Raw genomic sequence first — 25,492 nt, forward strand, 5'->3', positions numbered from 1 at the left:
CCTAGTCCGCCGTCGGGATCCGGGCACCGGACTACCGGCGGCGCTTCCACAAACCATTGCCACGCTGGGCCAGGGCCATGAGTTCCAGCCGGCCCAGCCCCGCCAGGACGGCGGCGGGCGCCAACCCCGCCACCGTGCTGAGCTTCTCCACGGTGGTGCCGGCGGCCAGCGGCAGGGCGTCAAAGAGCAGCAGGTCCTCCACGCTGAGCCCATCGTGGATGGCGGCCGGCTGCTCCGGCTCGGGCACCAGCGCGGTGCCGCTTGCCCCGGTAAGCTCCGCCACGTCCCCGGCATCGGTGACGCAGACGGCAGCGCCCTCGCGGAGCAGCCGGTGGCAGCCGGCGGAGTTGGCGGAGAAGACCGAGCCGGGCACGGCCGCGACCACCCGGCCCAGCGCCTCGGCATGGTGGGCGGTGTTCAGTGCACCCGAGCGCCAGCGGGCCTCGACCACCACCGTTGCCGCCGACAGGGCCGCGATAAGCCTGTTGCGTTGCAGGAACCTGTACCGGGTGGAACTGGTGCCCGGCGGCACCTCCGCCACCAGCGCCCCCTGGTGGGCAATGGCCCGCAGCAGCTCCTCGTTCCCGGCCGGGTAGTACCTGTCCAGCCCGCCGGCCATCACGGCGATGGTGGGCAGTGTCCCGGGCTCGGCACTCATCAGCGCCGCGCGGTGCGCCTGCGCGTCGATGCCAAACGCTCCCCCACTGACGATGGTGATGCCACGCTGGGCCAGCGCATAGGCCATTTCGGCGGTGACGGTGGCACCGTAGCTGGTGGAATCGCGGGAACCGACGATGGCGACGCAGCTCGCCAACGGCGGCAGCGAGGCCGTGGCACTGCGGACCCACAGGGCGATGGGCTCGGCCAGGTCCAGATCCGCCAGCGCCGGCGGCCATTGCGGATGTTCGGGGAAGAGCAGCCCACCACCGAGCGTGGCAATGACCGCCAGATCCCGCTCCGGGGCAAGGTCCTTCAGCCGCGGCCGCCACCGGCCCAGGGCGTCGGCCAGGCCCGGCCAGCCGCTGCCGGCCGCACCGGCGTCGACCATGATCCCTGTGATGGTGCGTTCAAGCCCCTTCGGCACCCCAATGTCCGCCCGGACAATGCCCAGCGCATCCACCGGGCCAACGGCCCTGATCAGGGCCAAGCCGGCCAGATCGGAGGGCTCCATCAGCCGGGTCAGGGCGGCCCGGGCCACCCTGAGCTGTTCCAGCGCCGGATCCTGGGCCCCTCCGGTGCCCGTGCCGGTGTTCTCTGCGCTCATGATCCCATTCCCCTCTGCCTCATGGTCAGGGCCAGCCCGACGTCGTCCCGGGTGGGGCGGTCGTGGCCGCCCAGATCGGCAACCGTCCACGCCAGCCGCAGCACGCGGTCATAGCCGCGGGCGGTCAGGGCCCCGATGTCCAGCGCCCTGTCCAGCAGGGCCGTGTCCGCCGCGGCGAGCCTGAAGGCCCCGCGCAGCAGCCGCCCGCTCACCTCGGCATTGTTCGACATGCCGTGGCCCGCCAGCCGGTCGAGCTGGCGCGCCCTGGCCTGCGCCACCCGGACGGCCACCTGCGCCGTGGACTCCCGCACGCCCGTCCCGGAAAGTTCGGCCAGCGACACCCGGTTGACATGCAATTGGATGTCAACCCGGTCCAGCAGCGGGCCCGACAGTCTGCCAAAGTAGCGGCGCCGGGCCATGGCCGTGCAGGTGCACTCCGTGCCCTTGCCGGCTGACTTCCCGCACGGGCAGGGGTTGGCCGCCAGCACCAATTGGAACCGGGCTGGATAGGACGCCGTGCCGGCGGAGCGGTGCAGCACCAGTTCACCGCTTTCCAGCGGCTGGCGCAGGGCGTCGAGCACCCGGCGGTCGTACTCCGGCGCCTCGTCCAGGAACAGCACGCCGCGGTGGGCGCGCGACGCGGCGCCGGGACGGGGAATGCCGCTGCCGCCGCCGATGATCGAGACGGCGCTGGCCGAGTGGTGGGGCCGTTCGTACGGCGGGCGCCGGATGAGTCCGCCGACGGCGGTGGCCCCGCCGTCGAGGGAATGGATGGCCGTGACCTCCATGGCCTCGGCATCGCCCAGGTCCGGCAGCAGCCCCGGCAGCCGCTCCGCCAGCATGGTCTTGCCGGCCCCCGGCGGGCCCACCATCATCAGGTGGTGGCCGCCGGCAGCCGCGATCTCCAGGGCGAGCCGGGCCTCCGGCTGGCCGGCGACATCGGCCAGGTCCGGCGGCGGGGCCCCAGGACCCGGTGGACCCGGATCGGGCGGGGCCGCGTCCCGGTCCGGGAGGTCGAGCACCAGCTCGTGCGGATCGGCGTCGAAGTCCACCGCCACCTCGGCGAGCGAGGCGTAGCCGCGCACCTTGGCACCCGGGACCAGCGTGGCCTCCCGGGCATTCGCGGCCGCCACCACAAACTCCTCGAAGCCCGCCCTGACACCGGCCATCACGGCCGGCAGCACGCCCCGGACCGGGCGCAGCCGCCCGTCCAGGCCCAACTCGGCAATGAACACCGTCCGGCCCGTGCGCCGGACATCGCCGGCCGCCTCCAGGGCGGCCATGACAATTGCGAGGTCAAACGCCGAGCCGCGTTTGGGCAGCGAGGCGGGCACCAGGTTGACGGTGATCTTGCGCCGGCTCAGCGGGATGCCGGAGTTCTGCGCGGCGGCCTTGATGCGCTCCGTGGCCTCCTTCAGCGAGGCATCGGGCAGGCCCAGGAGCACAAAGTTGGGCAGCGTCTGGCCGATGTCGGCCTCCACCTCCACGATGTGGCCGTTCAGCCCCACCATCGCCACGGCCAGCGCCCGGCCCATGCCCACTCAGCCCACCCCCTTGAGGTGTTCCACGGTGGGTTCGCGGCGGCCGGAGTCGATCACGGCCAGGGCGTCGATGCGCAGGGCCGGCAGGAACAGCGCATGCTCCCGCGACCAGAGCACGGCCAGGGTGCGCAGCCGGGCCATCTTGGCGGGCGTGATGGACTCGAACGGGTGGCCGTAGCGCAGGGACCGGCGGGTCTTCACCTCGGCGATGACCAAGGTGTCCCCGTCCACCGCCACGAGGTCGATCTCGCCGTTGCGGCAGCGCCAATTGTGGTCGATGACGCGGATGCCGCGGTCTTCCAAGTAGTCCGCCGCCAGGATTTCGCCCCGGCGGCCCAACACATCCTTCGCTTTCATGGCTACCTCCACCCCCAGCATCCCGGCGGCGGGTGCCGGCCGGGAGGGCGGTGGCAGGGAATGTGGGCCAAGGGGCCGCAACACCCGCCTGTGCAGGGCGCCGCGGCAGGGAATTCGGCGGCGGAAGGGTGTTAGCCCAGCGGCCCGAGCGGCCCGTCCTTGGGCAGCTGGAGGTCGTCGTTCTTGACCAGTTCCTCGACGTTGACATCCTTGAACGTGATGACGCGGACGTTCTTCACAAACCGGGCGGAGCGGTAGACATCCCAGACCCAGGCGTCCTGCAGCGTGAGGTCGAAATAGACCTCGCCGTCGGCGGAACGGGCCTGCAGATCCACGTGGTTGGCCAGATAGAAGCGCCGCTCGGTTTCGACCACATAGCTGAACAGGTTCACCACATCGCGGTACTCGCGGTAGAGCTGCAGCTCCATGTCGGTCTCGTAATTTTCAAGATCCTCGGCACTCATATGTCCATCATCCCTTACGTTGCCCCGGCGTGCTTACGCCGTAAGCCGCCAGCTCTTGCGGTGGTAGTCGGTAGGCCCATGCGCAGCAATGGCGGCGCGGTGCGCACCTGTGGCATACCCCTTGTTGAGGCCCCAGCCAAACTGCGGGTTCTCGGCGTCCAGGGCGGCCATGATGCCGTCGCGCTCCACCTTGGCCAGCACGGAGGCCGCGGCCACGCTCAGGCAGGTCATGTCGGCCTTGATCTTCGTGACCACGGGCATGGCCGCGCCAAAAGCCGGTACGGCATCCCCGCCAAAGCCGTCGAAGCCGTCGAAGAGCAGCGCGGGCTGGGTCGGGATGGAGAGCCAGTCGTGGTTGCCGTCCAGCACCACCAGCGACGGCGCCATGCCGGCCGCGGCAATGGTGTCCAGCGCCCGCGACCCGGCCAGCCGGAGCGCCTCCATCAGCCCGACGGCGTCGATCTCCGTGGCGGAGGCGTGGCCGACGGCGCTGGCCAGGGCCCAGTCGGTGATCTGGGGAACCAGCTCCTGGCGCACGGCCTCGCTGAGCAGTTTGCTGTCGCGCACACGCGCCAGCAGCGGGGCCGAGGCGGGGTCGATGACCACGATGCCGACGCTGACGGGCCCCGCCAGGGCCCCGCGCCCCACCTCGTCGCAGCCTGCCACCAGGAGGTGGCCCCGCTGCGCAAAGGTCTGCTCGAAGTCCAGCGTGGGTGGCGTGCTTGCCGCCACTACTGTCCGGCCGGGACGGCCGACGGCGAGGGGGCGGGCTTTGCCGTCGGGTCCGGGACGTTCCGGAACACATCGGGGTAGTTGCCCAGGATGGTGAAGCGGTTCAGCGGCCAGGCGATCACCGTGGCGCGGCCCTCGACGTCGTCGATGTTGATGAATCCACCACCGGGCTCGTTCATGTGCATGCGTGAATCCGAGGAGTCGTCGCGGTGGTCGCCCATGACCCACAGCTTGCCCGCGGGAACGGTGACGGTAAAAGTCTTGTCCGAGGGACTGGCCCCCGGGTACAGATAGGGCTCGTCCAGCGGTGCGCCGTTCACCGTGACGCGGCCGCTGGCATCGCAGCACGCCACCGTGTCACCGGGCAGGCCGATCACGCGCTTGACCAGGTGCTGCTGGGACTCGTCGGGCACCAGTCCGATGAAGATCATGGCATCCTTGGCCCAGGAGAAGGGGCCGTTCTTGGCCACAGGTGCCGGGCCAAGCCAGTTCTGCGTGTCCTTGAAGACCACCACGTCCCCGCGCTCCAATGCGAAGGGCTTGGGGACCAGCAGGTTGACGAAGATGCGGTCGTCCAACTCGAGGGTGTTCTCCATGGAGCCGGAGGGAATGTAGTAGGCCCGGAACAGGAACGTCTTGATCAGGAAGGAGAGCACCAGCGCGATGGCGATGATGGTGCCGACTTCCTTGGCGAAGGACAGAATGCCGCCGCGCAGGCGATCCCCCGGGCCGGCATGGTCCTCGCCGTCGGCCGGGTCGTCCGGAAACGCCTCGGCCGGGATCTGGTCCTGGTGCTCGGCATCGCCGGGGGTTCCGGGCGTGTTCTGCGGCATCTAGTGTGCGTCCTTCGGGGTAGGGATGGCGGTGGGGGCCGCCGTAGACAGCGGGCCAAACCTGTCAAAGGGCCACAGAACGATGATGGGGCGGCCGATGACCTTGTCCGTGGACACCATTCCGCCCCCGGGGGCGCCCAGCAGCGACCGCGAATCCAAGGACACGGAACGGTGGTCGCCCATGAGCCACAACCTACCCGCTGGAACGACGGCATCGAAAGGCCCCGCGCTGGGCAGGTCACCGGGATGGAGGTAGCTCTCGGCCACCGGCTTCCCGTTGATCTCCAACGCTCCATTGGCGCTGCAGCAGCGTATATGGTCCCCGGCCACGCCAATGACACGCTTGACGTACACGGTGTCCGACCCCGCCACGCCCAGCCACTCGCCCACCGTCTGGGCGGCGTCGGCCAGGGCACCCTTGCCGCTGTGCAGCGGGGCAAAGGATCCGCGCCCGTCAAAGACCACCACGTCGCCGCGCTGGATGGGCGTGGCGGCAAAATCGGTCCGGGACACCAGCACACGGTCGCCCGTGAGCAGATAGGGCTCCATGGAGGCGGAGGGGATGTAGAAAACATCCAACCAGGTGCCACGGACCACCGCTGAGACGGCGACCATGGCCACGATGGCCAGAACAACAAAACGCCAGCCCAGTTTCCCGGGCCGGCGTTTCGAGTGGAGCAAAGTGCGGAACCCTTACTTAGAAGGCAGGGCGTCGCGCTTTTCCTTGATCTTTGCAGCCTTGCCGCGCAGGTCGCGCATGTAGTACAGCTTGGCGCGGCGGACGTCACCCTTGGTCACGACCTCGATCTTTTCGATGACCGGGGAGTGCACCGGGAAGGTACGCTCCACGCCAACACCGAAGGAGACCTTGCGGATCGTGAACGTCTCGCGGATGCCATCGCCCTGGCGGCCAAGGACGAAGCCCTTGAACACCTGGACACGGGAGCGGCTGCCTTCAATGATGTTCACGTGAACGTTGAGGGTGTCGCCGGCGCGGAACGCGGGGATGTCGGAACGCAGGCTGGCTGCGTCGACAGAATCGAGAAGATGCATTTTCTCACTCCTGGTAAACGCCACAGGTCATTTACTTTCGGTCACGGCAGTCCAGCTCCCGGCCGGTGAAGGCTGGCGGGCATGGCTGCCGAAGTGTGGTTGACCGGCCGTTCCGCTGATGGATGGCCGGTGCGCCCCTCTGTTGACTCCGCTCCCCCTGTGGCAGGCGCGGGTCCAGTAGACACAATTACCCATTTTGCCACACCTGTGGCGCGGGGCGCCAATCCCCGGCCCAACGCGGCGACTTAGTGGGGGTCAGTCGGTGCGCTTGGCCACCTTGCCGTCGACGACGGCGTAGCCCAGCTCCCAGAGCGTGTTGCGTTCGGCCTTGCTCAGCGTCGCGCCGTCGAGCGCGGCAATCAGGTCCGGGCGGCGGGCCGCGGTGCGGCGCAGCTGCTCGTCGCGGCGGAACTTGGCGATCTTGGCGTGGTTGCCGCTGAGCAGCACCTCCGGGATGTCCCGTTCGCGCCAGCTCGAGGGCTTGGTGTAGACGGGGTATTCCAGCAGCCCGTCGGAGTGCGATTCCTCAATGAGGGACTCCGGATTGCCGACGACGCCGGGCACCAGGCGGCCGATGGCCTCCACCATGGCCAGCACGGCCACCTCGCCGCCGTTGAGCACGTAGTCGCCCAGGCTGACCGGGCGCACCGTGTAGTGCTCCTCGGCCCATTCGAGCACCCGCTCGTCGATGCCCTCGTAGCGGCCGCAGGCGAAGACCAGATGATCCTCCTCCGCGAGCTCGTAGGCCAGCTTCTGGTTGAAGACCTCCCCGGCCGGGGACGGCACGATCAGCACGGGGCGCTTGGCCGCCGGCGCCTCGGTGTCCAGCATGGCCGCCAGCGCGGTGGCCCACGGCTCGGGCTTCATCACCATGCCGGCGCCGCCGCCGTAGGGGGTGTCGTCCACGGTGCGGTGCTTGTCCGTGGTGAAGTCGCGCAGGTCGTGCACGCCCACTTGGAGCAGGCCGTCCTGGCGGGCCTTGCCGATCAGGCTCAGCTCCAGCGCGGCCAGGTACTCGGGGAAGATGCTGACGACGTCGAAACGCATTTAGGCATCTCCGCCATCGGCGTTGCCAGCCTCCGCGGCAGCCTCACCCGGGCCGGCGGCGTCGTCATTGTTGATGTCAAACAGGCCCGGCGGCGGGGTCAGCAGGATGTAGCCGCCCTCGATGTTGACCTCGGGGACGATCTCCTCGACGAACGGAACCAGGATCTCCTCGCCGTCGGCGTTTTCAATGATGAGCAGGTCCTGGACGGGCATGGTCCGCAATGCTGCCACCTTGCCCACCACCTCGGTGCCAACGCGGGCGGCCAGGCCGACGAGCTCGTGCTCGTACCAGGCATCGTCGCCGTCGTCCTCGACGTCGTCGGACTCCACGAACAAGGTAGCGCCGCGCAGGGTCTCGGCCTCGTTGCGGGTGCTGAACCGTTCAAAGCCCAGCAGCAGGATGTCTTTGTTCCAGCGGGCGCTGCGCACCGTGAGCGGACCGAGCGTGGCCGGCTTGACCACGAGCTCGACGCCGGGCACAAAACGGTCCTCGGGTGCATCCGTCAGCACCTGGACGGTCACTTCGCCGCGGATTCCGTGCGGCTTGCCAATCCGGGCAATCTGAACCTGCATGAAAACTCCTCCTGCTGCGGGGCAGCATGTTGTGCCGGCGCACCTGCGCCTGGCCTTGTGGAACTAAGCCGTAAAACAAAATTGGCCCCGGCACCATTATGGTGCCGGGGCCAATTCCTAAGCTATCTGGTGCTGAAATGCTGTGCCGTTCAAACCGTTCCCGAGGGAGGGTTCTAGCGGCGGCGGTCCGTGTCCACTACATCCACGCGGACCGGCTCACCGTTTGCCAGAGCGGCAATGACGGTGCGCAGCGCGCGGGCGGTACGTCCCTGGCGGCCAATGACCCGGCCAAGATCATCCTGATGAACGCGCACTTCGAGGGATTCCCCGCGGCGGTTGTTCTTCACACTGACCTTGACGTCCTCGGGAGAGTCAACAATCCCGCGGACCAGGTGCTCCAGCGCCTCAGCCAGCAACCTACTCAGCCTCGGTGGTCTCTGCGGACTCGGTTGCCTCTTCAGCCTTCTTGGCCTTGGGCGTGATGGCTTCCTTGACGATGACCGAAGCGGTCTCCGGAGCAACGAAAGCTGCCTTCGGAGCCTTGGTCTTCAGGGTGCCCTCGGCGCCCGGGAGACCCTTGAACTTCTGCCAGTCACCGGTGATCTTCAGGATGGCGGCAACCTGCTCGGTCGGCTGGGCGCCAACGGAGAGCCAGTGCTGCGCGCGGTCGGTGTCGACCTCGATGAACGAGGGCTCTTCCGTCGGGTGGTACTTGCCGATCTCTTCGATCGCACGGCCATCGCGCTTGGCGCGGGAGTCCATGACGACGATGCGGTAGTACGGGGCGCGCATCTTGCCGAAGCGCTTCAGGCGAATCTTAACGGCCACTTTTGTGGTCACTCCTTGTTTTGTACGAGGGCGAATCCCTTGTCACGCTCCCGTGGGGCGGGCCGATCATTGGGATTCTACAGACACGATCATCACACGGAGAGAGGGGCCACGCGGATCGAGTACCTGTCCATTATGCCAGATCATCCAGCATCCGCGCGACGCATGCTCCCCGCGTGTCACGGACGGGGTTAGGCGGCCGAGTAGAAGTACAGATGCGTGCGGGCGCCCTCGTCCACGGTCCCGGCCAGGGCGGCCAGGGCGCGCACCAGCGGCTCGGTGACCTCCGGCGTGGACTCCATTTCCTCGGCCGCGGCCCAGGCGGCGGCCAGCTCGGGCAGCTCCTCCGGATCCTCAAGGTCCACCAGCTCGGCGAAGATCTCGGCCAGTGCCTCGGGCACCACAAAGAGGGAATCGAGCTCGATGTCCACCATGCCCAGCTCCGCGCTGATGCCGGTGGCGTGCACCGTCTTGGCGGCCAGCTCCCCCAGCACCTCGATCTCAAAGTCGGACAGGCCCGGGACAGGCAGCACCGGCACGTCCGCCGACGGCGCCTTGCCGGCATCCAGGGACTTGGCGCGGGCCACCGCGGTGTGGTGGTCGGTGACAAAGAATTCCGAGAAAGCGGTCAAGACCGTAGCCTCCAGTGTTGTGCGAAATATGGCTGCCGCCGGCACATCCCTACGATGCTGCCGGTGCGCTCTCAACACTAACGCGAATCCGGTTCTTCCACGGGTCCGCGAAGACAAGTTCCGCGCCGCTGTTAGCGACGGCAATCTTGTGGTGGGCCAGGCGCTCGGCCAGCGCCCCGGCGTCGTCGGCCGCGGGCAGCTTGATCAGCACCTCGCCCAGGCCCAGCGTGTCCTTGCGGGGGCCGGCGCCGCGGCTGTTCCAGACGTTCATGGCCATGTGGTGGTGGTAGCCGCCGGCGGAGACGAACAGTGCCTGGCCGTGCCAGCCGGCCGTGCGCTCAAAGCCGAGCGTGTCCACGTAGAAGTCCTGGGCCGTGGCGACGTCGCCCACCTGCAGGTGGACGTGCCCGATGGCCGCGGCCGCCTGGCGCTGGCCACTGACGGCGGCCTCGGTCAGGTGGCTGCCGAGGTACTGCTGCGGCGGCAAGGACAGGGAGTCCATGACCACAGTGCTCCCGTCCCACTGCCACTGGGTGCGCGGGCGGTCCCAGTAGAGCTCGATGCCATTTCCCTCGGGGTCGGTGAAGTAGAAGGCCTCGCTCACCAGGTGGTCCGCGCTGCCGGCGAAGGCTTTCGGCTCGTACTGGGCGGCGGAGGCCACCGTGGCGGCGAGGGCGGCCTGGTCGTCAAAGAGCAGGGCGGTGTGGAAGAGCCCGGCCTCGCCGCGGCCGGGCACGTGCAGCCCGGGGGCGGGCGCCAGGTGCACCAGCGCCGTCGTGCCGCGGCCCAGGTAGAGGCCGCCGTCGGCCTCGGTGACGATGTCCATGCCGAGGGCATGCTGGTAGTAGTGGCTCATGGCGGCCATGTCCCCCACCTTGAGCATCACGGTGCCCATGGCGAGGTCGGCGGACAGCAGGTCCTGGCTGGCGGGGGTGGTCACGGTGCGCTCCTTGGTGCTTGGCTGGGTGGTGCTGGGCATTTCGCCCTTACACACCATATCAATTGATTGAAGCTTCAATTTATTCCAGCCGTCCGCCGGGATGGCATGCGTCCATCCCGGCGGCGGACCAGCACTAGCGGCCGGCGCCTCGGACGAGCGCCGCGGGTCAGCGCCGGCGGAAGGGGTCCGCCGGGTACACGCCCATGATGCGGACCTCGGTGGTGAAGAAGCGCAGCTCCTCGAAGGCGTGCACCATCGGTGCCTCCTCCGGGTGGCCTTCAACGTCCACCATGAACATGGTGGCGGCGAATTCCCCACCCACCATGTAGCTCTCCAGCCGGGTCATGTTGATGCCGTTGGTGGCAAAGCCGCCCAGGGCCTTGTAGAGCGCGGAGGGCACGTTCCGGACCCGGAAGACGAAGCTGGTGACGGCGTCGCCGGCCAGTTCGTCACGGGAGCGCAGCGGTGCCTTGTCCGCCAGGATCACAAAGCGCGTGGTGTTGGTGGGATCGTCCTCGACGTCCACGGCGAGGGTGTCCAGGCCGTAGAGCTCAGCCGCGCCGGGAGGGGCCAGCGAGACCTTGGTGGGATCGTTCCAGCGGGCGACGTCGCGGGCCGACCCGGCGGTGTCCCCGGCGATGACGGGCTTGAGCCCGAATTCGCGGATCAGCTTGCGGCACTGGCCGAGCGCATGGACGTGGCTGTGGACCTCGGTGGCCTGCTCGATGGTGCCGCCGGGGATGGCCAGCAGGTTGAAGCGGATGCGCAGGTAGTGCTCGCCGATGATCTGCAGGGAGGTCTCCGGCAGCAGCGTGTGGATGTCCGCCACGCGGCCGGCCAGGGTGTTTTCGATCGGGATCATGGCCAGCTGCGCGCGGCCGCTGGTCACCTCGGCAAACGCATCCTCAAAGCTGGCACACGGGATGGACTCAAAGTCCGGGTATTTCTCGGCGCAGGCGAGATGGGAATTGGAACCGGGTTCACCCTGGTATGCGATTGCGTTAGCCATACCTTGGATTTTCCCATGGTTGCGGAGCAGTTGTGTCCAGGCCCCGTTGCCCTCAGGCTCCGTTGAGGTCCAGACCCATGGCCACGCGCGGGCCCAGGGCATCGAGCCCCAGCCGCTGTTCCGCCGCCCGGACCTCGGCGAGCTCCGGGCCCAGCTCCGCCAGCACGGTGAACCCGCAGCTGCGGTAGAACGGCACGTTGAAGGCAATCTCGCCGAAGGTGGTCAGCGTCATCGTGTGGTAGCCCGATTCCCGCGCCCAGGCCTTGGCCGCCTCCACCAACGCGCGGCCGATCCCCTGCCCCGACCACTCGGGCAGCACGGCGAGCTGCTCCAGGTGCGCGGCGCCGTCGAGCTCTTCCAGCCGGGCAAAGCCCACCGGCGGCCGGCCGGCCACCATGATGTGCAGGGCCTGGGCGAATTCGGCAACCGTTGCCGCCGGCGGCAGGTCCGCGGCACAAATGCCCGTGCTGCCGGGGCCGAAAGCGGCGTCGGCCCCGGCCTCGATGGCCGGCAGCTGCGAGAGCTCGCTCAGTGCCGCGGGGCGGATTTCCAACATGGCTTGATCCTATGGGTTGGCACCGACACCCGTTGACAGTGTATGTTCGAGAACGACCACACGGGAGCCCCATTGCAGGGGCTGAGAAAAGGGCTGATGCAGCCTGCGACCGTTGAACCTGTCCGGGTAATGCCGGCGAAGGAAGTGAGTAACACCTGTGGACATTTCACAGCAAAGCCCTGCCCATTCTCTGCACCACCTCCACGACCCGGCCACGGGGCTGCGGATTCCCGTGACGCGGATCCAGCTGGAGGCGTCCCCCTCCGGGGAGGCCAATCCGCCGTTTGATGTCTACCGGACGGCGGGTCCGGGCAGCGATCCGGTGCACGGTCTGGCGCCGTTGCGGGAGCAATGGATTGCCGGGCGCGGCGACACGGAAATCTACGCGGGCCGGCGGCGCGAGCTGCTCGACGACGGGCGCAGCGCCGCCCGCCGGGGCGCAGCCTCGGCCGAATGGCGCGGGGCCCAGCGGCCGCCGCTCCGGTCCCTGGACGGGCGGACGGTGACCCAGATGCACTACGCCCGGGCCGGCGTCGTGACCCAGGAGATGCGCTATGTGGCGCTGCGCGAATCCTGCGATGTGGAGCTGGTGCGCTCCGAGCTGGCCGCCGGCCGGGCCATCATCCCGGCCAACATCAACCACCCCGAATCCGAGCCGATGATCATCGGCAAGGCGTTCCTGGTGAAGATCAACGCCAACATCGGCAATTCCGCCGTCACCAGCTCCATTGCCGAGGAGGTGGACAAGCTGCAGTGGGCCACGCTGTGGGGTGCGGACACCGTCATGGACCTCTCCACCGGGGACGACATCCACACCACCCGGGAATGGCTCATCCGCAACTCCCCCGTCCCGATTGGCACAGTGCCGATCTACCAGGCGCTGGAAAAGGTCAATGGCGAGGCCGACAAGCTCACCTGGGAGATCTTCCGCGACACGGTGATCGAGCAGTGCGAGCAGGGCGTGGACTACATGACCATCCACGCCGGCGTGCTGCTGCGCTACGTGCCGCTGACGGCGGACCGGGTGACGGGCATTGTCTCCCGCGGCGGGTCCATCATGGCCGGCTGGTGCCTGGCCCACCACCAGGAGAACTTCCTCTACACGCATTTCGATGAGCTATGCGAGATCTTTGCCCGCTACGATGTGTCGTTCTCCCTGGGCGACGGGCTGCGCCCGGGCTCGACGGCGGACGCCAACGACGCCGCCCAGTTTGCCGAGCTGGACACGTTGGCCGAGCTGACCAAGCGCGCCTGGCAGTATGACGTCCAGGTGATGGTGGAGGGGCCCGGACACGTGCCGTTCCACCTGGTGCGCGAGAACGTCGAACGCCAGCAGGAGCTCTGCGACGGCGCCCCGTTCTACACGCTGGGGCCGCTGGTGACGGACATTGCGCCGGGCTACGACCACATCACGAGTGCGATCGGCGCGACGGAGATCGCCCGCTACGGCACGGCCATGCTCTGCTACGTCACGCCTAAGGAGCACCTGGGCCTGCCGGACAAGGACGACGTCAAGACGGGCGTCATCACCTACAAGATCGCCGCCCATGCCGCGGACCTGGCCAAGGGACATCCGGGCGCCCACGAACGCGACGACGCCCTGTCCAAGGCACGCTTCGAGTTCCGCTGGCGGGACCAGTTTGCGCTCTCGCTGGACCCGGCGACGGCGCAGGCGTTCCACGATGAGACGCTGCCGGCGGAACCGGCCAAGACGGCGCACTTCTGTTCCATGTGCGGGCCCAAGTTCTGCTCCATGCGGATCAGCGCCGACATCCGGGCCGAGTTTGGCTCGGCGGCCAACCAGAAGCTGATCGTGGCGGGCATGGACGCCAAGAGCGCCGAGTTCCGCGCGTCGGGCTCCAAGGTGTACCTGCCCGAACCCGTCATGCCCGTGGGCTAATGCCTAATCTGTGCGACAGTAGTTGTCGCTCTGGGGCCCCAGAGCGACAACTACTGTCGCACAGTTGCAGGGTTTTAGCCCGAGTGGGCCTCGATGAACTCCCGGATGAGCGCGGCACCCTCGGCGGTGTCCTGCGGGCGGTGGCCTCCCGCCGTCGTCCGGTGGACGGCGCCGGTGCCCACCAGATAGCCGGCGATCTCCTCATACAGCGGCTCCCAGCCGCCGGTGAGCACCAGTGTGGGGACGCCGGGCACGATGTGCAGCGGCGCCTCCCACGGCGGGGCCTGCAGCCGCAGGCGGCGCGCGGCACGGGCGGCCGACTCATTGTTCAACGCGCCGGGCGCCATCACACCCGGGCCGGTCTGGACCTCGCCGCTGGCCGAGGCCATCCGGGCATACGCGACGGCGAATTCGACGTCGGCCATCTCGGCGCGCCGGGCGTAGAGCGGTTCCAGCAGCTCGCGGTAGGCATGGGTGGCGGGCAGCTCCGCCGTCAGGGAGAGGCAGGCCGGCTCCACGAGGGTGAGCGAGCGGACCAGGGAGCCCTGCTCCACGGCTGCCATCATCGCCGCGATGGCACCCTGGGCATGCGCCACCAGGTGTGCTCCGCTCTCTAGATGGCCCAGCACGATCTCAGCGTCCACCGCGAAATCGGAGACCAGCGGATCGGCGGACACGTCAAAGCCGTGCCGCTTGATGAACAGGGCATCGTAGTCCCTGGCCAGGGGATGCTGGGCGGGCCAGGCCGCGGCGCCAAAGGCACCGGCTCCGTGGATGAAGACAATCCGTTCGCCGCTCACAATGCACCTCTCAGAAAAACAACAGACAAAAATCGCGCCCGCTCATATCTTTCACGCCGGATCATCCGGCGTGAAAGATATGAGCGGGCGCGATTTTGGCACAACTGGCTGGCTACTTGCCCAGGAACTTGTCGAAGCCCTTGGGCAGGTTCAGCGCGGAGGGATCGAAGCCGTCCATGTCCTGGCCGCCGAACGCGTTGCCGCTGGGCAGCGCCTTGGCGGCGTTCGCCCGCCGCTCCTCGGCCTCGCGCAGCTCCTGTGCCGCCTTGGCCGGGTTGCCGGAGCGGGCCTTCTTCTTCGGTGCGGTCTTGCCCTTGCGGGAGCCGCCCATCCCGGGCATGCCCGGCATGCCGGGGATGCCGCCACCCTGGGCCATCTTCTTCATCATCTTCTGGGCCTGGCCAAAGCGCTCGAGCAGGCCGTTGACCTCCGAGACGGTGACGCCCGAACCCTTGGCGATGCGGGCGCGGCGGGAGCCGTTGATGATCTTCGGGGCCACGCGCTCGTGCGGCGTCATGGAGCGCACAATGGCCTCCACGCGGTCGATCTCGCGCTCGTCGAAGTTCTCCAGCTGCTGGCGGATGTTCTGCGCACCCGGCATCATCATGAGCATCTTCTTCATGGAGCCCATGTTGCGGATCTGCTGCATCTGGGACAGGAAGTCGTCCAGGGTGAAGTCTTCCTGGTCGGCGAACTTCTTCGCCATCCGGGCCGCTTCATCCTTGTCCCAGCTCTTCTCCGCCTGCTCGATCAGCGTGAGGATGTCGCCCATGTCCAAGATGCGGCTGGCCATGCGGTCCGGGTGGAAGAGCTCGAAGTCCTCCAGGCCCTCGCCCGTGGAAGCGAACATGACGGGCTTGCCCGTCACGGAGGCCACGGACAGCGCCGCACCACCGCGGGCATCGCCGTCGAGCTTGGTCAGCACGACGCCGGTGAAGTTGACGCCGTCGTTGAAGGCCTGGGCCGTGTTGACGGCATCCTGGCCGATCATGGCGTCGATGACGAAGAGGACCTCGTCGGGGTTGATGGCGGCGCGGATGTTGGCGGCCTGCGCCATCATCTCCGCATCAATGCCCAAGCGTCCGGCGGTGTCGACGATGACGACGTCGTGCAGCTTGGCGCGGGCCTCGGCCACACCGGCCTGGGCCACGGCCACGGGATCGCCGGTGGCGTGCTCAAACTCGCTGCTGACGCCCGGGTGCGGGGCAAACACGGGCACGCCGGCGCGCTCACCGTTGATCTGGAGCTGCTTGACAGCATTGGGGCGCTGAAGGTCGGCGGCCACCAGCAGCGGGCTGTGGCCCTGGCTCTTGAGCCACTTGGACAGCTTTCCGGCCAGGGTGGTCTTGCCGGCACCCTGCAGACCGGCCAGCATGATAACCGTCGGCGGGTTCTTGGCCAGGCGGATCCGGCGGGTCTCCCCGCCAAGAATGGTCACGAGTTCCTCGTTGACGATCTTGACGATCTGCTGCGCCGGGTTCAGTGCGCCGTTGACCTCGGCGCCGAGCGCCCGCTCGCGGACCTTGGCGGTGAACTCGCGCACCACGGGGACGGCAACATCCGCGTCCAGCAGGGCGCGGCGGATCTCCCGCACGGTGGCGTCGACGTCGGCCTCGGACAGCCGGCCCTTGCCACGAAGATTCTTGAAGGTTGCTGTCAGCCGGTCAGATAGGGAGTTGAACACGCGCCGTCTACTTCTTTCGTCAGGATGGGTTCGTAGGTGTCCGCACTCATTGCGCGGATTCCCGGGGACTCAACTACCAAGGGTACCAAGTTGCACGGCCCCCGGTCCGCTCTGGCCGCTGCGCCGGACGCCCGGGCGTGGCATGCTGGCGGTGTGAGCGAGACCATAAAGACTCCAGTACAGGCCGACGACGGCGCCGGCACCGAAGCGGGACGGATCGGGACACTGTTGATCCTGGGCGCCTCCGGGGACCTGACCGGGCGGCTGCTGCTGCCCGGGGTGGCCGGATTGGTTGCCCGCGGCCGCGCCCCGGGATTGGCCCTGGTGGGGGCCGGCAGCGACGATTGGACGCCGGAGCAATGGTCCGAACGCCTCAAGACCTCCTTTGCCAAGGCCCGCTCCACCGCCGATGCCGCCGGCGCGGCCGCACTGGACGCCGTCGCTGCGGGCAGCTCCTACCACCAGGTGGACGTCACGGCCCCGGGGGCGCTGGCCGCCCTGCTCAAGGAGGTGGCGGGGCCGGTGGCCGTCTACTTCGCACTCCCGCCGGCCGTCAGCCAAAAGGCCTGCGAGGTGCTCACCGCGGACCAGCTCCCCGCGGGCACCCGTCTGGTGATGGAAAAGCCGTTCGGCTCCTCGGCCGCGAGCGCGCACTCGCTCAACCTGACCCTGGCCGCGCTGGTTCCCGAGGACCACATCCACCGAGTGGACCATTTCCTGGGCAAATCCACCGTGTTCAACATTTTGGGGCTGCGCTTCGCCAACCGGCTGCTGGAACCGCTGTGGAACAGCGACCACATCGAAAAGGTGGAGATCGTCTTTGACGAGGACCTGGCATTGGAGAACCGGGCCCGGTACTACGACACCGCCGGCGCCGCCCGGGACATGATCCAGAGCCACCTGCTGCAGATCATGGCCATCATCGCCATGGAGGCGCCTGCCACGTTGGGCGAACGCGACGTGCGCGATGGCATCGCCACCGTGCTGCGCGCCAGCTCGATCTCGACCGACTACCCCCGGAGCACCCGCCGGGCCCGGTACACGGCAGGGAGCATCGGCGGCCGCAGCATCCCGGACTACACGGCGGAGGCTGGCGTGGATCCGGCGCACGGGACGGAGACGCTCGCCGAGGTGGCGGTGCGGATCAACAACTGGCGCTGGGCCAATGTCCCGTTCATCCTGCGCTCGGGGAAGGCCCTGGGGACGGCCCGCAAGGAGGCTGTCATCACCTACCGGCCGGTCCCCCACCTGCCCACCGGATTCCGCGGCGTGGACAGCCCCACCCGCCTGCACATCGGTTTCGGCCCGGATTCCCTCGAGCTGGATCTGGACGTCAACGGCCCCGGGGACCTGTTCACGCTCAACCGGGTGAAATTGGAGACGCTGCTCTCCTCCGATCCGCTGCTGCCCTACGGCGAGGTCCTGGACGGCGTGCTCAACGCCGATCCCCTGCTCTCCGTCCGGGACGACACGGCCGAGGAATGCTGGCGCATCGTCGAGGGGACACTGGCTGCCTGGGCCGCCGGTGGGGTGCCGCTTGAGGAATATCCGGCCGGGTCCAACGGCCCGGCGCACTGGGCCACCTCGCAGCGATAGGCAGCCGCCGCCGCCGTCCATCCCCGGGCGGGCACTGGCCACGGTTGCATGCGGAAAGCGCGGGCCCCCCAGGGACCCGCGCTTTCCGTGCCTCCACCCCCGTCTAGACGGCGGCCGCTCCGCGTTCGCCGGTGCGGACGCGGACCGCTTCGTAGACCTCCACGGTCCAGACCTTGCCGTCGCCGGCCTGTCCGGTGTTGGAGGTGGAGATGATGACGTCGACAATGTCATCCACCTGCTCATCCGTGGCAAGGACCTCGATGCGGATCTTGGGGTGCAGGTCCACCGTGTACTCCGCCCCCCGGTAGACCTCGGTGTGGCCGCGCTGGCGGCCGTAGCCGTGGGCCCCGCTGACCGTCAGGCCCTGGACGCCGTAGCTCTCCAGGCCGCCGCGGACATCGTCGAGCTTGTCCGGGCGAATGATTGCCGTAATGAGTTTCATGCTTCCACCTTGGTCTTGGAGCCGGAGTTGCTGGACACGTCCTCGCCGTCCGATGCGCGGACCAGTTCGGGCATCGGCTGGAAGCTGCCTCCCACCCGTCCCCCGAAATCGTACGCGGACTCGGCGTGGACGCTGACGTCGACGCCCTCGGCCTCGTGCTCCTCGGAGACCCGGAAGCCCATGGTCTTGTTGATGACCCAGCCGATGATGAAGGCGACGATGAAGGAGTAGAGCAGGACCGCCACCGAACCGATGGCCTGCTTGCCCAGCAGTTCCAGGCCGCCGCCGTAGAAGAGGCCGGTGCCGGCCGCCGGGGACTCCGGGTTGGCGGCGAGGCCGATGAAGAGGGTGCCGAAGAGGCCACCGACCAGGTGCACACCCACCACGTCCAGGGAATCGTCGTAGCCCAGCTTGTACTTCAGGCCCACGGCCATGGCGCAGACGACACCGGCCAACAGGCCCAGGGCCAGTGACCACATGGGGGTCAGCGCGGAACAGGCGGGGGTGATGGCGACCAGGCCGGCCACGGCACCGGAGGCGGCACCGAGGGAGGTGGCGTGTCCATCGCGCAGCTTCTCCACGATCAGCCAGCCCAGGGTTGCGGCGGCCGGAGCGGCCAGGGTGTTGATCCAGGCGTAGCCGGCGACGGCGTTGGCGCCCAAGGCGGAACCGGCGTTGAAGCCGAACCAGCCGAACCAGAGCAGACCGGCGCCAAGCATCACGAACGGGAGGTTGTGCGGGCGGTGGCTCGGATCCTTGCCGAAGCCCTTCCGCTTGCCCAGCACCAGGGCCAGGGCCAGGGCCGCGGCACCGGCGTTGACGTGCACGGCGGTGCCACCGGCGAAGTCAATGACGCCCAGCCCCTGGCCGATCCAACCGCCGATCGGGTTGCCGTTGGCATCCTTGTTGAAGTCAAAGACCCAGTGCGCGACCGGGAAGTACACCAGGGTGACCCAGACGGCCGCAAAAACCATCCATGCGCCGAACTTGGCACGGTCCGCGATGGACCCGGAGATCAGCGCCACGGTGATGATGGCAAAGACCGCCTGGAAGCCGACAAAGGCGATCTCCGGGATGGTCCCCACCAGCGGCATGTTCTCGCCGGTGGCGAGCACGCCCTCAAGGCCAAACTTTTGGAACGGGTTGCCCAGCAGCCCGCCGCCGATGTCGGTGCCGAAGGTGGCCGAGTAGCCGAAGAGCACCCAGATTACTCCGACCACCGCAATGGCACCGAAGCTCATCATCATCATGTTCAGCACGCCCTTGGCCCGGGTCATGCCGCCATAGAAAAACGCCAGTCCGGGGGTCATCAAGAGGACCAGAGCGGCGGAGGTGAGGACCCACGCTGTGTCGCCAGTGTTCATGGTCTCCATACCTTTCTGTCTAGAAGAGAGGGGGCTCGGTGCCGCCACCGCCCGGTGACTGCCCTGAGTTCTCTTCTAGATTGCCGAGCGCGTGTTTCCGCTGATCCGAGACTTCATTGCCGCCCGGTTACAGAAATGCGCCGCAGGTAAAGACTGCGTGGCAGGAATGTTTCGGCCATGTTTCGCGGGTCTGGCGGCCACGGCCACACGTGCCGGAAAGATCGGATATCTGCGGCCCCCACCACCCCGAACAATGGCCAATGGCATGGCCAACATCGCCATTTTGGTTGACTTCCGTCCGCCAGACGTCGGACAATGGCCACGGATCCGGCGGAATCATTGCGATGACCGTGCGGGTCCATTCCACAAGGGGGATGTGGACGTGGCCCGACGGCCTCCGCTCCGCTTCCATCAGACAGGCGTCAGGACCGGAGACAGGCCACGGCACCGTGGCACGGAGCCGGAACGGCCGCCGGAAATGCGAGCAACCAGCACCATGAAACCACTCACGCGCAACCTCTGGGCGGGGGCAGCCGCCGTCGCCCTCCTGGCCGGCACGGCCGCCCTCCCCGCCACCGCCGCACCCGGCGACCCGACAGCCACGACTTCGGCGACAGCCACGGCTTCGGCGACAGCCACGGCTTCGGCCGCAGCCACGGTTTCTGCCGCAGCCGCCACCACGGCATCGGCTACGGCGTCGGCGTCGGCTTCGGCTTCGGCCAGCGCCACAGCCACGGCCACGGCCACCACCACGCCGAGCCCCACCGCCACCACGCCCGAACCAACCAGCACCACGGCCCTGGACGGCGCGTACCGCCCGGTCTTGGAGACCACCACGCCGACAGTTGCACAGGGCGGAGTGGCCAAGCTGAGCGGAACAGGATTCGCGCCCGGCGAATCCGTCACGCTGGCCCTGTACCCGGCGGTGGCCTTCGACGGAGGCAACTCGTCAGTGATCATTGACGGCAGCCGGTATCCGAGCTCGACCGTGACCATCAGGGCGACGGCGGCGGGCACCCTCAGTGCCGATCTCGCCATCCCCGGAAGCTACCCGGTGGGTGCGGTGGTGATCGCCGCCCTGGGTGGCGTCTCCAAGCTGACGGCCACGGCAAGGGCCACAGTGGTGGCACCGGCCATCACCGTGGATCCGGCCGAGTTGGCCGCCACCGGCACCGATGGCACCCTGCCCGTGGCCCTGGCGGGCCTCGCGGCCCTGCTGCTCGGAACCGGCGCCCTGGCCGTGCGCCGGAAATGCGAGCAGCCAGCACCATGAGAGCATTCACGCGCAACCTCTGGGCGGGGGCCGCCGCCGTCATCCTGGCCGGCGCGGCCGTCCTCCCCGCCACCGCCGCACCCGAAGACCCGACAGCCACGGCTTCGGCCACCGCTTCGTCCACGGCCTCGGCCAGCGACACGGCTCCGGCCACCACCACTCCCGCACCGACCGCCAAGGCAACGGCACCGGCCAGTGCCACCGCCACCGCGTCGGCAACGGCAACGGCCACCGCCACCGAAAGTCCCTTGGCAGCGGCAGCCGAGGCTCCGACCGCCACCCGGGAAATCCGAATCACCCCCGATGTGGTGGAGCAGTACGGCATCGTGCACGTCGTTGGCTCGGGGTTCGCCAGATTCACCGACGTCTATGTCTCCAGCCCCTGTATGCCAGTAAGGTTTTCGGGGTATGCCGTTACCAGTGACGGCGGAGACTTCAGTTTTGATTTCCCCTTGACGGTGGACTGTCCGCCAGGAGAGGTAGCTGTCACCGCCGATGCTCTTATTACCGGTTTTGCAACAGCCGTTTTTCGGGTGGTTCCGGTGGCCCATGCTTCAGTCGTAGCGACTACGCCGTACCTCGAGGTTGGCGGCAGCGCCACCATTGCCGGCTACGATTTCGCACCCAATGAAGATGTGGTGGTCTCCATCCCGCCAGCGGGACCGGCACCGGCGAGCAGCGTCCCGGCCACCGCCGATGCCAGCGGCAACTTTTCCGTGGACCTGCCCATTCCTGCCACCCACTGGCCGGAAGCCGGCGTGGTGGTGACCGCCGCGGGAACCACGTCCAGTGCCTCCGGGCGCCTTACGGTCAACGCCGCGGCCGGCGCCTACGACGCTTCACAATTGGCAACCTCCACGCCAATAGTCGCCCAGGGTGGCTCGGCCACGTTGACAGGCACAGGGTTTGCACCCTTCGAATCCGTCTCGCTGATTCTGAGGAACTGGGACCGTGTCCATGCCGGCAGTTCGTCGGCTCAAATTGGCCCTCCCGATGCCCCCTCTGCAGTGACGGTCGCAGCCTCCATTGAAGGAAACTTCAGCACACTGTTGCCGATTCCGGCCGGCAATCGCCCCGCTTTGTACTCCATAACTGTCCAGGCCCAGTTCAGCGGTGGGGCCCGTTCCATTTCTTACGTCGACATTACGGTTGTGGGCACCAGAATCATCACCGTGGCCCCCGCGCAGGTTTCACCCGGCGACTGCACGATGGTGGCCGGCATCGGCTTCACCCAAACTGAAACGGTGACCGTCTCCATCCCCAACGCACCGGCGGTCACGGCCGTTGTCCCCCGCGCCAGTGAGCAGTCCGCGGCTGATCCCGCCCCGGGAGGTTTTGGGACGTCGGGCTTCAGTGTCTGTTTGCCGATTCCGGCCGGCTACCCGGCCGGTGAGACCACCGTGACCGCTGTTGGCTCCTTCGCCAATACGCACTCGTCCACGTCCCTCACGGTTCTTCCCGGAGGTGCCGTGCTGGCCGCCACCGGTGCAGGCGGCACCCTGCCCCTGGCCCTGGCGGGCCTCGCGGCCCTGCTGCTCGGAACCGGCGCCCTGGCCGTCCGCCGCCGCAGGACGCCAGCCTGACAGCAATCCCGTGAAACGCCGGCGGCCCGGCACCTCCGCCAGGGAGGTGCCGGGCCGCCGGCGTTTGGACCCGCTGCCGCAGGCTAGTTCAGCAGCGCGTCCACAAAGTTCTCGGCGTCGAACGGGGCCAGATCGTCGGCACCCTCGCCCAGGCCCACCAGCTTCACCGGAACACCCAGCGCCTTCTGGATGGCCACGACAATGCCGCCCTTGGCCGTGCCGTCCAGCTTGGTCAGCACGATGCCGGTGATGTTGACCACCTCGGCGAACACCTTCGCCTGGGTGAGGCCGTTCTGGCCGGTGGTGGCGTCCAGCACCAGCAGGATCTCGTCCACGGTGCCCTGCTTTTCGATGACGCGTTTGACCTTGCCGAGCTCGTCCATCAGGCCCACCTTGTTCTGCAGGCGGCCGGCGGTGTCGATCATGACCACGTCCACCTCCTGCTCAATGCCGGCCTTGACCGCCTCGAAGGCGACGGACGCCGGGTCCGCGCCGTCGACGTCGGACTTCACCGTCGGCACGCCCACCCGGGCGCCCCAGGTGGCCAGCTGCTCGGCGGCCGCAGCCCGGAACGTGTCGGCGGCGCCCAGCAGGACGTCCTTGTCCTCGGCCACCAGCACGCGCGCCAGCTTGCCGACGGTGGTGGTCTTGCCCACACCGTTCACGCCCACCACCATCAAGATGGCCGGACGGTCCTCGTGCCGGGAGATGTTCAGCGAGCGGTCCATGGTGGGGTCAACGAGCTTGATGAGCTCCTCGCGCAGCAGGGCCCGGACGTGCTCGGGGTCGCGGGTGCCCAGCACCTTCACGCGCTCGCGCAAGATGTCCACCAACTCCATGGTGGGCGCGGTGCCAATGTCCGCCAGCAGCAGGGTCTCCTCGACCTCTTCCCACACGGATTCGTCAATGGTGTCGCGGGAGAGCAATGCCAGCAAGCCCTTGCCCAAGGCGTTGTTGCTCTTGGCCAGGCGCGAACGCAGGCGGACCAGGCGGCCCTCGACCGGCTGCGGGGTTTCCAGGGCCGGCGCGACCTCGGCTTCCGCGGCCCGGAGCTCGGCGGCCTCCTCGACGGCGGCGGTGTCCGCCGGGGCGGACGGCGACGGTGCCGAGGTTACCCCTGGCGCGGCGGGGCGGTCCTCGACGAGGGTGCCGGACGCGGATGCGCCGGCGGCGGGATCGTTGGCATCGCGCGGGCCGGTGTAGTTTGCACCGCTCTTGCGTGCCTTCAGGAAAACGGGGATCAGGGCGCCAATGATGGCAAGCCCGACGACGATGTACACAATGGTGGCAAGGGTCTGGTTCACCCTTCTAGCTTCTCACGCGGCCACAGCCGCACCCCTGAGCCCGCCATGTGCCGCGCAGGGTATGGCAAACTCTAAAGCGATGTCCAAACCCAGCCTTGCCCCAAAAGTGCACCTGCCCCGGGAAATCAAAGTCCTGGTTGCCGGTGCTTTTCTCATTGCCATCGGCTTCGGGATCGTGGCCCCGGTCCTGCCCCAATTTGCCCGCAGCTTTGACGTCTCCGTCAGCGCCGCCGCCATCATCGTCAGCGTCTTTGGCCTGACCCGGCTGCTCTTTGCCCCGCTCAGCGGCGTGCTGGTGGAGCGGATGGGCGAACGCCGCACCTACATTGCCGGCATCCTGATCGTGGCCGCCTCCTCCGCCGCCTGCGCCGTGGCCCACGACTACTGGCAGCTGCTGCTCTACCGCGGCCTGGGCGGCATCGGCTCCACCATGTTCACTGTGGCAGCCATGGGGCTGCTCATCCGGCTCTCCCCGCCCGAGGCCCGAGGCCGGGTCTCGAGCATCTACTCCGGCGCGTTCCTGCTGGGCAGCATTGCCGGACCCGTGGTGGGTGGGCTGCTGGCCGGCTTTGGCCTGGCGCTGCCGTTCCTGGTCTACGCCGTCGCGCTGGTGCTGGTAGCCGTGCTGGTGGCCACGCAATTGCACGAGCCCGCCGGGGCCAGATCCGACGCTGGCTCCCCCACCGTCGGCTCCGCACCGACCACCGCCGCCACCGCAACGGCTGTGGCCGCGACAGTTGTCGCCGACGCCGTCCAGACGCCGGTGCGGGCGGTGCTGACGCTGCGTGCGGCCCTGGACCAATCCAGCTACCGGGCCGCACTGGTCTCCGGCTTTGCCAATGGCTGGTCGGCGCTGGGCATCCGGATGGCCCTCGTGCCGTTGTTCGCCACGGCGGTGCTGGGCGCGGGCCCGGCGGTGGCGGGCATCTCGCTGGCCGTCTTTGCCGGCGGCACCGCCGTCGCCCTGGCGTTTTCCGGCCAGCTGGCGGATTCCTGGGGGCGGAAGCCCATGGTCATCCTGGGCCTGGTGGTCAATGGTGCGGCCATGGCGGCGCTGGGGCTGAGCAGCAACGAGGCCATCTTCTTCGCCGTTTCCGCCATCGCGGGCATCGGCAGCGGTCTGATGGGGCCGGCCCAGCAGGCCACCATGGCCGACGTCATTGGCACCGGACGCTCGGGCGGACGGCCGCTGGCGGTGTTCCAGATGAGCCAGGACCTGGGCACCATCGTGGGTCCCATCGCGGCCGGCGTACTAGTGGATGCCTTTTCGTACGAGGCGGCGTTCGCCATGGCGGCGGTTGTCTCCGTGCTCGCCGTCGTCCTCTGGTTGGGCGCCAAGGACACGCACACGGTTTAGGCGGCGTCGTGTTCCGACGGCTCCGTCGCGCCGGCATGCGTCCGCAGGTGTTCCTCGACCGCCAGTTCCTCCCACCGGCGCAGTTTGCCGGCGCCCACCATGAAGAAGACCACCACGGCGGCAACAACCGCCCAGACGACGACCACGGCGCCCACAACTATCAGCCAAGCCGGCATGGTTTCCCTTTTCTTCCAAATCGTGTCCGACACATCGGTTCGGGAACGTGCCCGCCGCCCTCCCGGCGGGAAAACCGGCGGGAAAACCGGCGGAGCATGGACGCAAGCCTCGATGCCCACCATTCTAATTCCATGGCCCCGCTTCTTCCATGCCCCGCGGCCCACCATGTCCGTGGCGTTGGCA

27 protein-coding genes and 1 riboswitch are annotated in these 25,492 nt (G+C 68.3%); of the genes, 5 read left to right on the forward strand and 22 right to left on the reverse strand.

The annotated features are described in order from the left end of the window. Positions 1 to 31: 31 nt before the first annotated feature. From dprA to ACQCSX_RS07265, 16 genes are all read right to left on the reverse strand, one after another. Entirely contained in the window at positions 32 to 1,264 is a 1,233-nt protein-coding gene (gene dprA, locus ACQCSX_RS07190) for a DNA-processing protein DprA (RefSeq protein ID WP_427018331.1), read from the reverse strand. Further along, positions 1,261 to 2,805, reverse strand: a complete 1,545-nt coding sequence (locus tag ACQCSX_RS07195; protein WP_427018332.1) for a YifB family Mg chelatase-like AAA ATPase — start codon at positions 2,803 to 2,805, stop codon at positions 1,261 to 1,263. Before ACQCSX_RS07195 ends, dprA begins: the two co-directional genes overlap by 4 nt. Then, complete coding sequence (locus ACQCSX_RS07200; protein ID WP_427018333.1) at positions 2,806 to 3,162, reverse strand: YraN family protein; 357 nt, start codon at positions 3,160 to 3,162, stop codon at positions 2,806 to 2,808. Between the two features lie 131 nt (positions 3,163 to 3,293). After that, a complete protein-coding gene (locus ACQCSX_RS07205) occupies positions 3,294 to 3,626 on the reverse strand; it encodes a DUF2469 domain-containing protein (RefSeq protein WP_427018334.1) in 333 nt (110 codons plus the stop codon). Positions 3,627 to 3,659: 33 nt separating this feature from the next. Beyond that, entirely contained in the window at positions 3,660 to 4,358 is a 699-nt protein-coding gene (locus ACQCSX_RS07210; protein ID WP_427018335.1) for a ribonuclease HII, read from the reverse strand. After that, complete coding sequence (gene lepB, locus ACQCSX_RS07215; RefSeq protein ID WP_427018336.1) at positions 4,358 to 5,191, reverse strand: signal peptidase I; 834 nt, start codon at positions 5,189 to 5,191, stop codon at positions 4,358 to 4,360. The genes ACQCSX_RS07210 and lepB (ACQCSX_RS07215) overlap by 1 nt, the downstream gene beginning before the upstream one ends. Beyond that, complete coding sequence (gene lepB, locus ACQCSX_RS07220) at positions 5,192 to 5,872, reverse strand: signal peptidase I (protein WP_427018337.1); 681 nt, start codon at positions 5,870 to 5,872, stop codon at positions 5,192 to 5,194. 12 nt (positions 5,873 to 5,884) lie between these two features. Beyond that, positions 5,885 to 6,244, reverse strand: a complete 360-nt coding sequence (gene rplS, locus ACQCSX_RS07225) for a 50S ribosomal protein L19 (protein ID WP_427018338.1) — start codon at positions 6,242 to 6,244, stop codon at positions 5,885 to 5,887. Between the two features lie 255 nt (positions 6,245 to 6,499). Further along, complete coding sequence (gene trmD / locus ACQCSX_RS07230) at positions 6,500 to 7,291, reverse strand: tRNA (guanosine(37)-N1)-methyltransferase TrmD (protein ID WP_427018339.1); 792 nt, start codon at positions 7,289 to 7,291, stop codon at positions 6,500 to 6,502. Continuing rightward, positions 7,292 to 7,864, reverse strand: a complete 573-nt coding sequence (gene rimM, locus ACQCSX_RS07235) for a ribosome maturation factor RimM (protein ID WP_427018340.1) — start codon at positions 7,862 to 7,864, stop codon at positions 7,292 to 7,294. Between the two features lie 173 nt (positions 7,865 to 8,037). Further along, positions 8,038 to 8,280, reverse strand: a complete 243-nt coding sequence (locus ACQCSX_RS07240) for an RNA-binding protein (RefSeq protein ID WP_427018341.1) — start codon at positions 8,278 to 8,280, stop codon at positions 8,038 to 8,040. 1 nt (position 8,281) lies between these two features. After that, positions 8,282 to 8,692: a 30S ribosomal protein S16 gene (rpsP, locus tag ACQCSX_RS07245; protein ID WP_427018342.1), complete on the reverse strand. Its 411-nt coding sequence runs from the start codon at positions 8,690 to 8,692 to the stop codon at positions 8,282 to 8,284. A gap of 191 nt (positions 8,693 to 8,883) precedes the next feature. Then, complete coding sequence (locus tag ACQCSX_RS07250) at positions 8,884 to 9,324, reverse strand: hypothetical protein (RefSeq protein ID WP_427018343.1); 441 nt, start codon at positions 9,322 to 9,324, stop codon at positions 8,884 to 8,886. 49 nt (positions 9,325 to 9,373) lie between these two features. Then, complete coding sequence (locus ACQCSX_RS07255; RefSeq protein ID WP_427018995.1) at positions 9,374 to 10,264, reverse strand: VOC family protein; 891 nt, start codon at positions 10,262 to 10,264, stop codon at positions 9,374 to 9,376. Positions 10,265 to 10,430: 166 nt separating this feature from the next. Continuing rightward, positions 10,431 to 11,273 carry a prephenate dehydratase gene (locus tag ACQCSX_RS07260; protein WP_427018344.1) on the reverse strand — a complete coding sequence of 281 codons (843 nt, stop codon included), beginning with the start codon at positions 11,271 to 11,273 and terminating at the stop codon, positions 10,431 to 10,433. A gap of 52 nt (positions 11,274 to 11,325) precedes the next feature. Further along, entirely contained in the window at positions 11,326 to 11,829 is a 504-nt protein-coding gene (locus tag ACQCSX_RS07265) for a GNAT family N-acetyltransferase (protein ID WP_427018345.1), read from the reverse strand. A gap of 50 nt (positions 11,830 to 11,879) precedes the next feature. After that, positions 11,880 to 11,990, forward strand: a riboswitch (TPP riboswitch). On the opposite strand from ACQCSX_RS07265, the gene thiC reads away from it, so the two are divergent. Beyond that, complete coding sequence (gene thiC, locus ACQCSX_RS07270) at positions 11,987 to 13,729, forward strand: phosphomethylpyrimidine synthase ThiC (RefSeq protein WP_427018346.1); 1,743 nt, start codon at positions 11,987 to 11,989, stop codon at positions 13,727 to 13,729. (Overlaps the previous riboswitch by 4 nt.) A 74-nt stretch (positions 13,730 to 13,803) precedes the next feature. Here the strand turns inward: thiC and ACQCSX_RS07275 are convergent, their stop codons facing one another. Together ACQCSX_RS07275 and ffh are read right to left on the reverse strand one after the other, a co-directional pair. Beyond that, positions 13,804 to 14,529 carry an alpha/beta fold hydrolase gene (locus ACQCSX_RS07275; RefSeq protein ID WP_427018347.1) on the reverse strand — a complete coding sequence of 242 codons (726 nt, stop codon included), beginning with the start codon at positions 14,527 to 14,529 and terminating at the stop codon, positions 13,804 to 13,806. Between the two features lie 112 nt (positions 14,530 to 14,641). Beyond that, a complete protein-coding gene (gene ffh / locus ACQCSX_RS07280) occupies positions 14,642 to 16,213 on the reverse strand; it encodes a signal recognition particle protein (RefSeq protein ID WP_427018348.1) in 1,572 nt (523 codons plus the stop codon). 216 nt (positions 16,214 to 16,429) lie between these two features. On the opposite strand from ffh, the gene ACQCSX_RS07285 reads away from it, so the two are divergent. Beyond that, on the forward strand, positions 16,430 to 17,809 hold the full coding sequence (locus ACQCSX_RS07285) for a glucose-6-phosphate dehydrogenase (protein ID WP_427018996.1): 1,380 nt from the start codon (positions 16,430 to 16,432) through the stop codon (positions 17,807 to 17,809). A gap of 103 nt (positions 17,810 to 17,912) precedes the next feature. On the opposite strand, the gene ACQCSX_RS07290 is transcribed toward ACQCSX_RS07285, so the two are convergent. Beyond that, positions 17,913 to 18,251 carry a P-II family nitrogen regulator gene (locus ACQCSX_RS07290; protein WP_427018349.1) on the reverse strand — a complete coding sequence of 113 codons (339 nt, stop codon included), beginning with the start codon at positions 18,249 to 18,251 and terminating at the stop codon, positions 17,913 to 17,915. Then, positions 18,248 to 19,615, reverse strand: a complete 1,368-nt coding sequence (locus tag ACQCSX_RS07295; protein WP_427018350.1) for an ammonium transporter — start codon at positions 19,613 to 19,615, stop codon at positions 18,248 to 18,250. The genes ACQCSX_RS07290 and ACQCSX_RS07295 overlap by 4 nt, the downstream gene beginning before the upstream one ends. A 496-nt stretch (positions 19,616 to 20,111) precedes the next feature. On the opposite strand from ACQCSX_RS07295, the gene ACQCSX_RS07300 reads away from it, so the two are divergent. Together ACQCSX_RS07300 and ACQCSX_RS07305 are read left to right on the forward strand one after the other, a co-directional pair. After that, on the forward strand, positions 20,112 to 20,888 hold the full coding sequence (locus ACQCSX_RS07300) for an LPXTG cell wall anchor domain-containing protein (protein WP_427018351.1): 777 nt from the start codon (positions 20,112 to 20,114) through the stop codon (positions 20,886 to 20,888). Next, positions 20,885 to 22,471 carry a hypothetical protein gene (locus ACQCSX_RS07305; protein ID WP_427018352.1) on the forward strand — a complete coding sequence of 529 codons (1,587 nt, stop codon included), beginning with the start codon at positions 20,885 to 20,887 and terminating at the stop codon, positions 22,469 to 22,471. The genes ACQCSX_RS07300 and ACQCSX_RS07305 overlap by 4 nt, the downstream gene beginning before the upstream one ends. A gap of 83 nt (positions 22,472 to 22,554) precedes the next feature. Here ACQCSX_RS07305 and ftsY read toward each other — a convergent pair whose 3' ends face one another. Continuing rightward, on the reverse strand, positions 22,555 to 23,775 hold the full coding sequence (gene ftsY, locus ACQCSX_RS07310) for a signal recognition particle-docking protein FtsY (protein WP_427018353.1): 1,221 nt from the start codon (positions 23,773 to 23,775) through the stop codon (positions 22,555 to 22,557). A gap of 79 nt (positions 23,776 to 23,854) precedes the next feature. On the opposite strand from ftsY, the gene ACQCSX_RS07315 reads away from it, so the two are divergent. After that, entirely contained in the window at positions 23,855 to 25,132 is a 1,278-nt protein-coding gene (locus ACQCSX_RS07315; protein ID WP_427018354.1) for an MFS transporter, read from the forward strand. On the opposite strand, the gene ACQCSX_RS07320 is transcribed toward ACQCSX_RS07315, so the two are convergent. Continuing rightward, positions 25,129 to 25,308, reverse strand: coding sequence for a hypothetical protein (locus tag ACQCSX_RS07320; RefSeq protein WP_427018355.1), 180 nt, complete (start codon positions 25,306 to 25,308; stop codon positions 25,129 to 25,131). The genes ACQCSX_RS07315 and ACQCSX_RS07320 overlap by 4 nt on opposite strands. Positions 25,309 to 25,492 lie beyond the last annotated feature (184 nt).

It is taken from the genome of Pseudarthrobacter sp. P1, assembly GCF_050156935.1.
Classification (GTDB): domain Bacteria; phylum Actinomycetota; class Actinomycetes; order Actinomycetales; family Micrococcaceae; genus Specibacter.

Excerpts from the sequence above, each read along its gene's own strand:
- dprA (WP_427018331.1), bottom strand. The coding sequence starts at position 1,264 with ATGAGCGCAGAGAACACCGGCACGGGCACCGGAGGGGCCCAGGATCCG.
- ACQCSX_RS07200 (WP_427018333.1), bottom strand. The coding sequence starts at position 3,162 with ATGAAAGCGAAGGATGTGTTGGGCCGCCGGGGCGAAATCCTGGCGGCG.
- ACQCSX_RS07205 (WP_427018334.1), bottom strand. The coding sequence starts at position 3,626 with ATGAGTGCCGAGGATCTTGAAAATTACGAGACCGACATGGAGCTGCAG.
- lepB (WP_427018336.1), bottom strand. The coding sequence starts at position 5,191 with ATGCCGCAGAACACGCCCGGAACCCCCGGCGATGCCGAGCACCAGGAC.
- rplS (WP_427018338.1), bottom strand. The coding sequence starts at position 6,244 with ATGCATCTTCTCGATTCTGTCGACGCAGCCAGCCTGCGTTCCGACATC.
- trmD (WP_427018339.1), bottom strand. The coding sequence starts at position 7,291 with ATGCGTTTCGACGTCGTCAGCATCTTCCCCGAGTACCTGGCCGCGCTG.
- rimM (WP_427018340.1), bottom strand. The coding sequence starts at position 7,864 with ATGCAGGTTCAGATTGCCCGGATTGGCAAGCCGCACGGAATCCGCGGC.
- ACQCSX_RS07260 (WP_427018344.1), bottom strand. The coding sequence starts at position 11,273 with ATGGCTAACGCAATCGCATACCAGGGTGAACCCGGTTCCAATTCCCAT.
- ACQCSX_RS07265 (WP_427018345.1), bottom strand. The coding sequence starts at position 11,829 with ATGTTGGAAATCCGCCCCGCGGCACTGAGCGAGCTCTCGCAGCTGCCG.
- ACQCSX_RS07290 (WP_427018349.1), bottom strand. The coding sequence starts at position 18,251 with ATGAAACTCATTACGGCAATCATTCGCCCGGACAAGCTCGACGATGTC.
- ACQCSX_RS07295 (WP_427018350.1), bottom strand. The coding sequence starts at position 19,615 with ATGAACACTGGCGACACAGCGTGGGTCCTCACCTCCGCCGCTCTGGTC.
- ACQCSX_RS07300 (WP_427018351.1), top strand. The coding sequence starts at position 20,112 with ATGAAACCACTCACGCGCAACCTCTGGGCGGGGGCAGCCGCCGTCGCC.
- ACQCSX_RS07305 (WP_427018352.1), top strand. The coding sequence starts at position 20,885 with ATGAGAGCATTCACGCGCAACCTCTGGGCGGGGGCCGCCGCCGTCATC.
- ACQCSX_RS07315 (WP_427018354.1), top strand. The coding sequence starts at position 23,855 with ATGTCCAAACCCAGCCTTGCCCCAAAAGTGCACCTGCCCCGGGAAATC.
- ACQCSX_RS07320 (WP_427018355.1), bottom strand. The coding sequence starts at position 25,308 with ATGCCGGCTTGGCTGATAGTTGTGGGCGCCGTGGTCGTCGTCTGGGCG.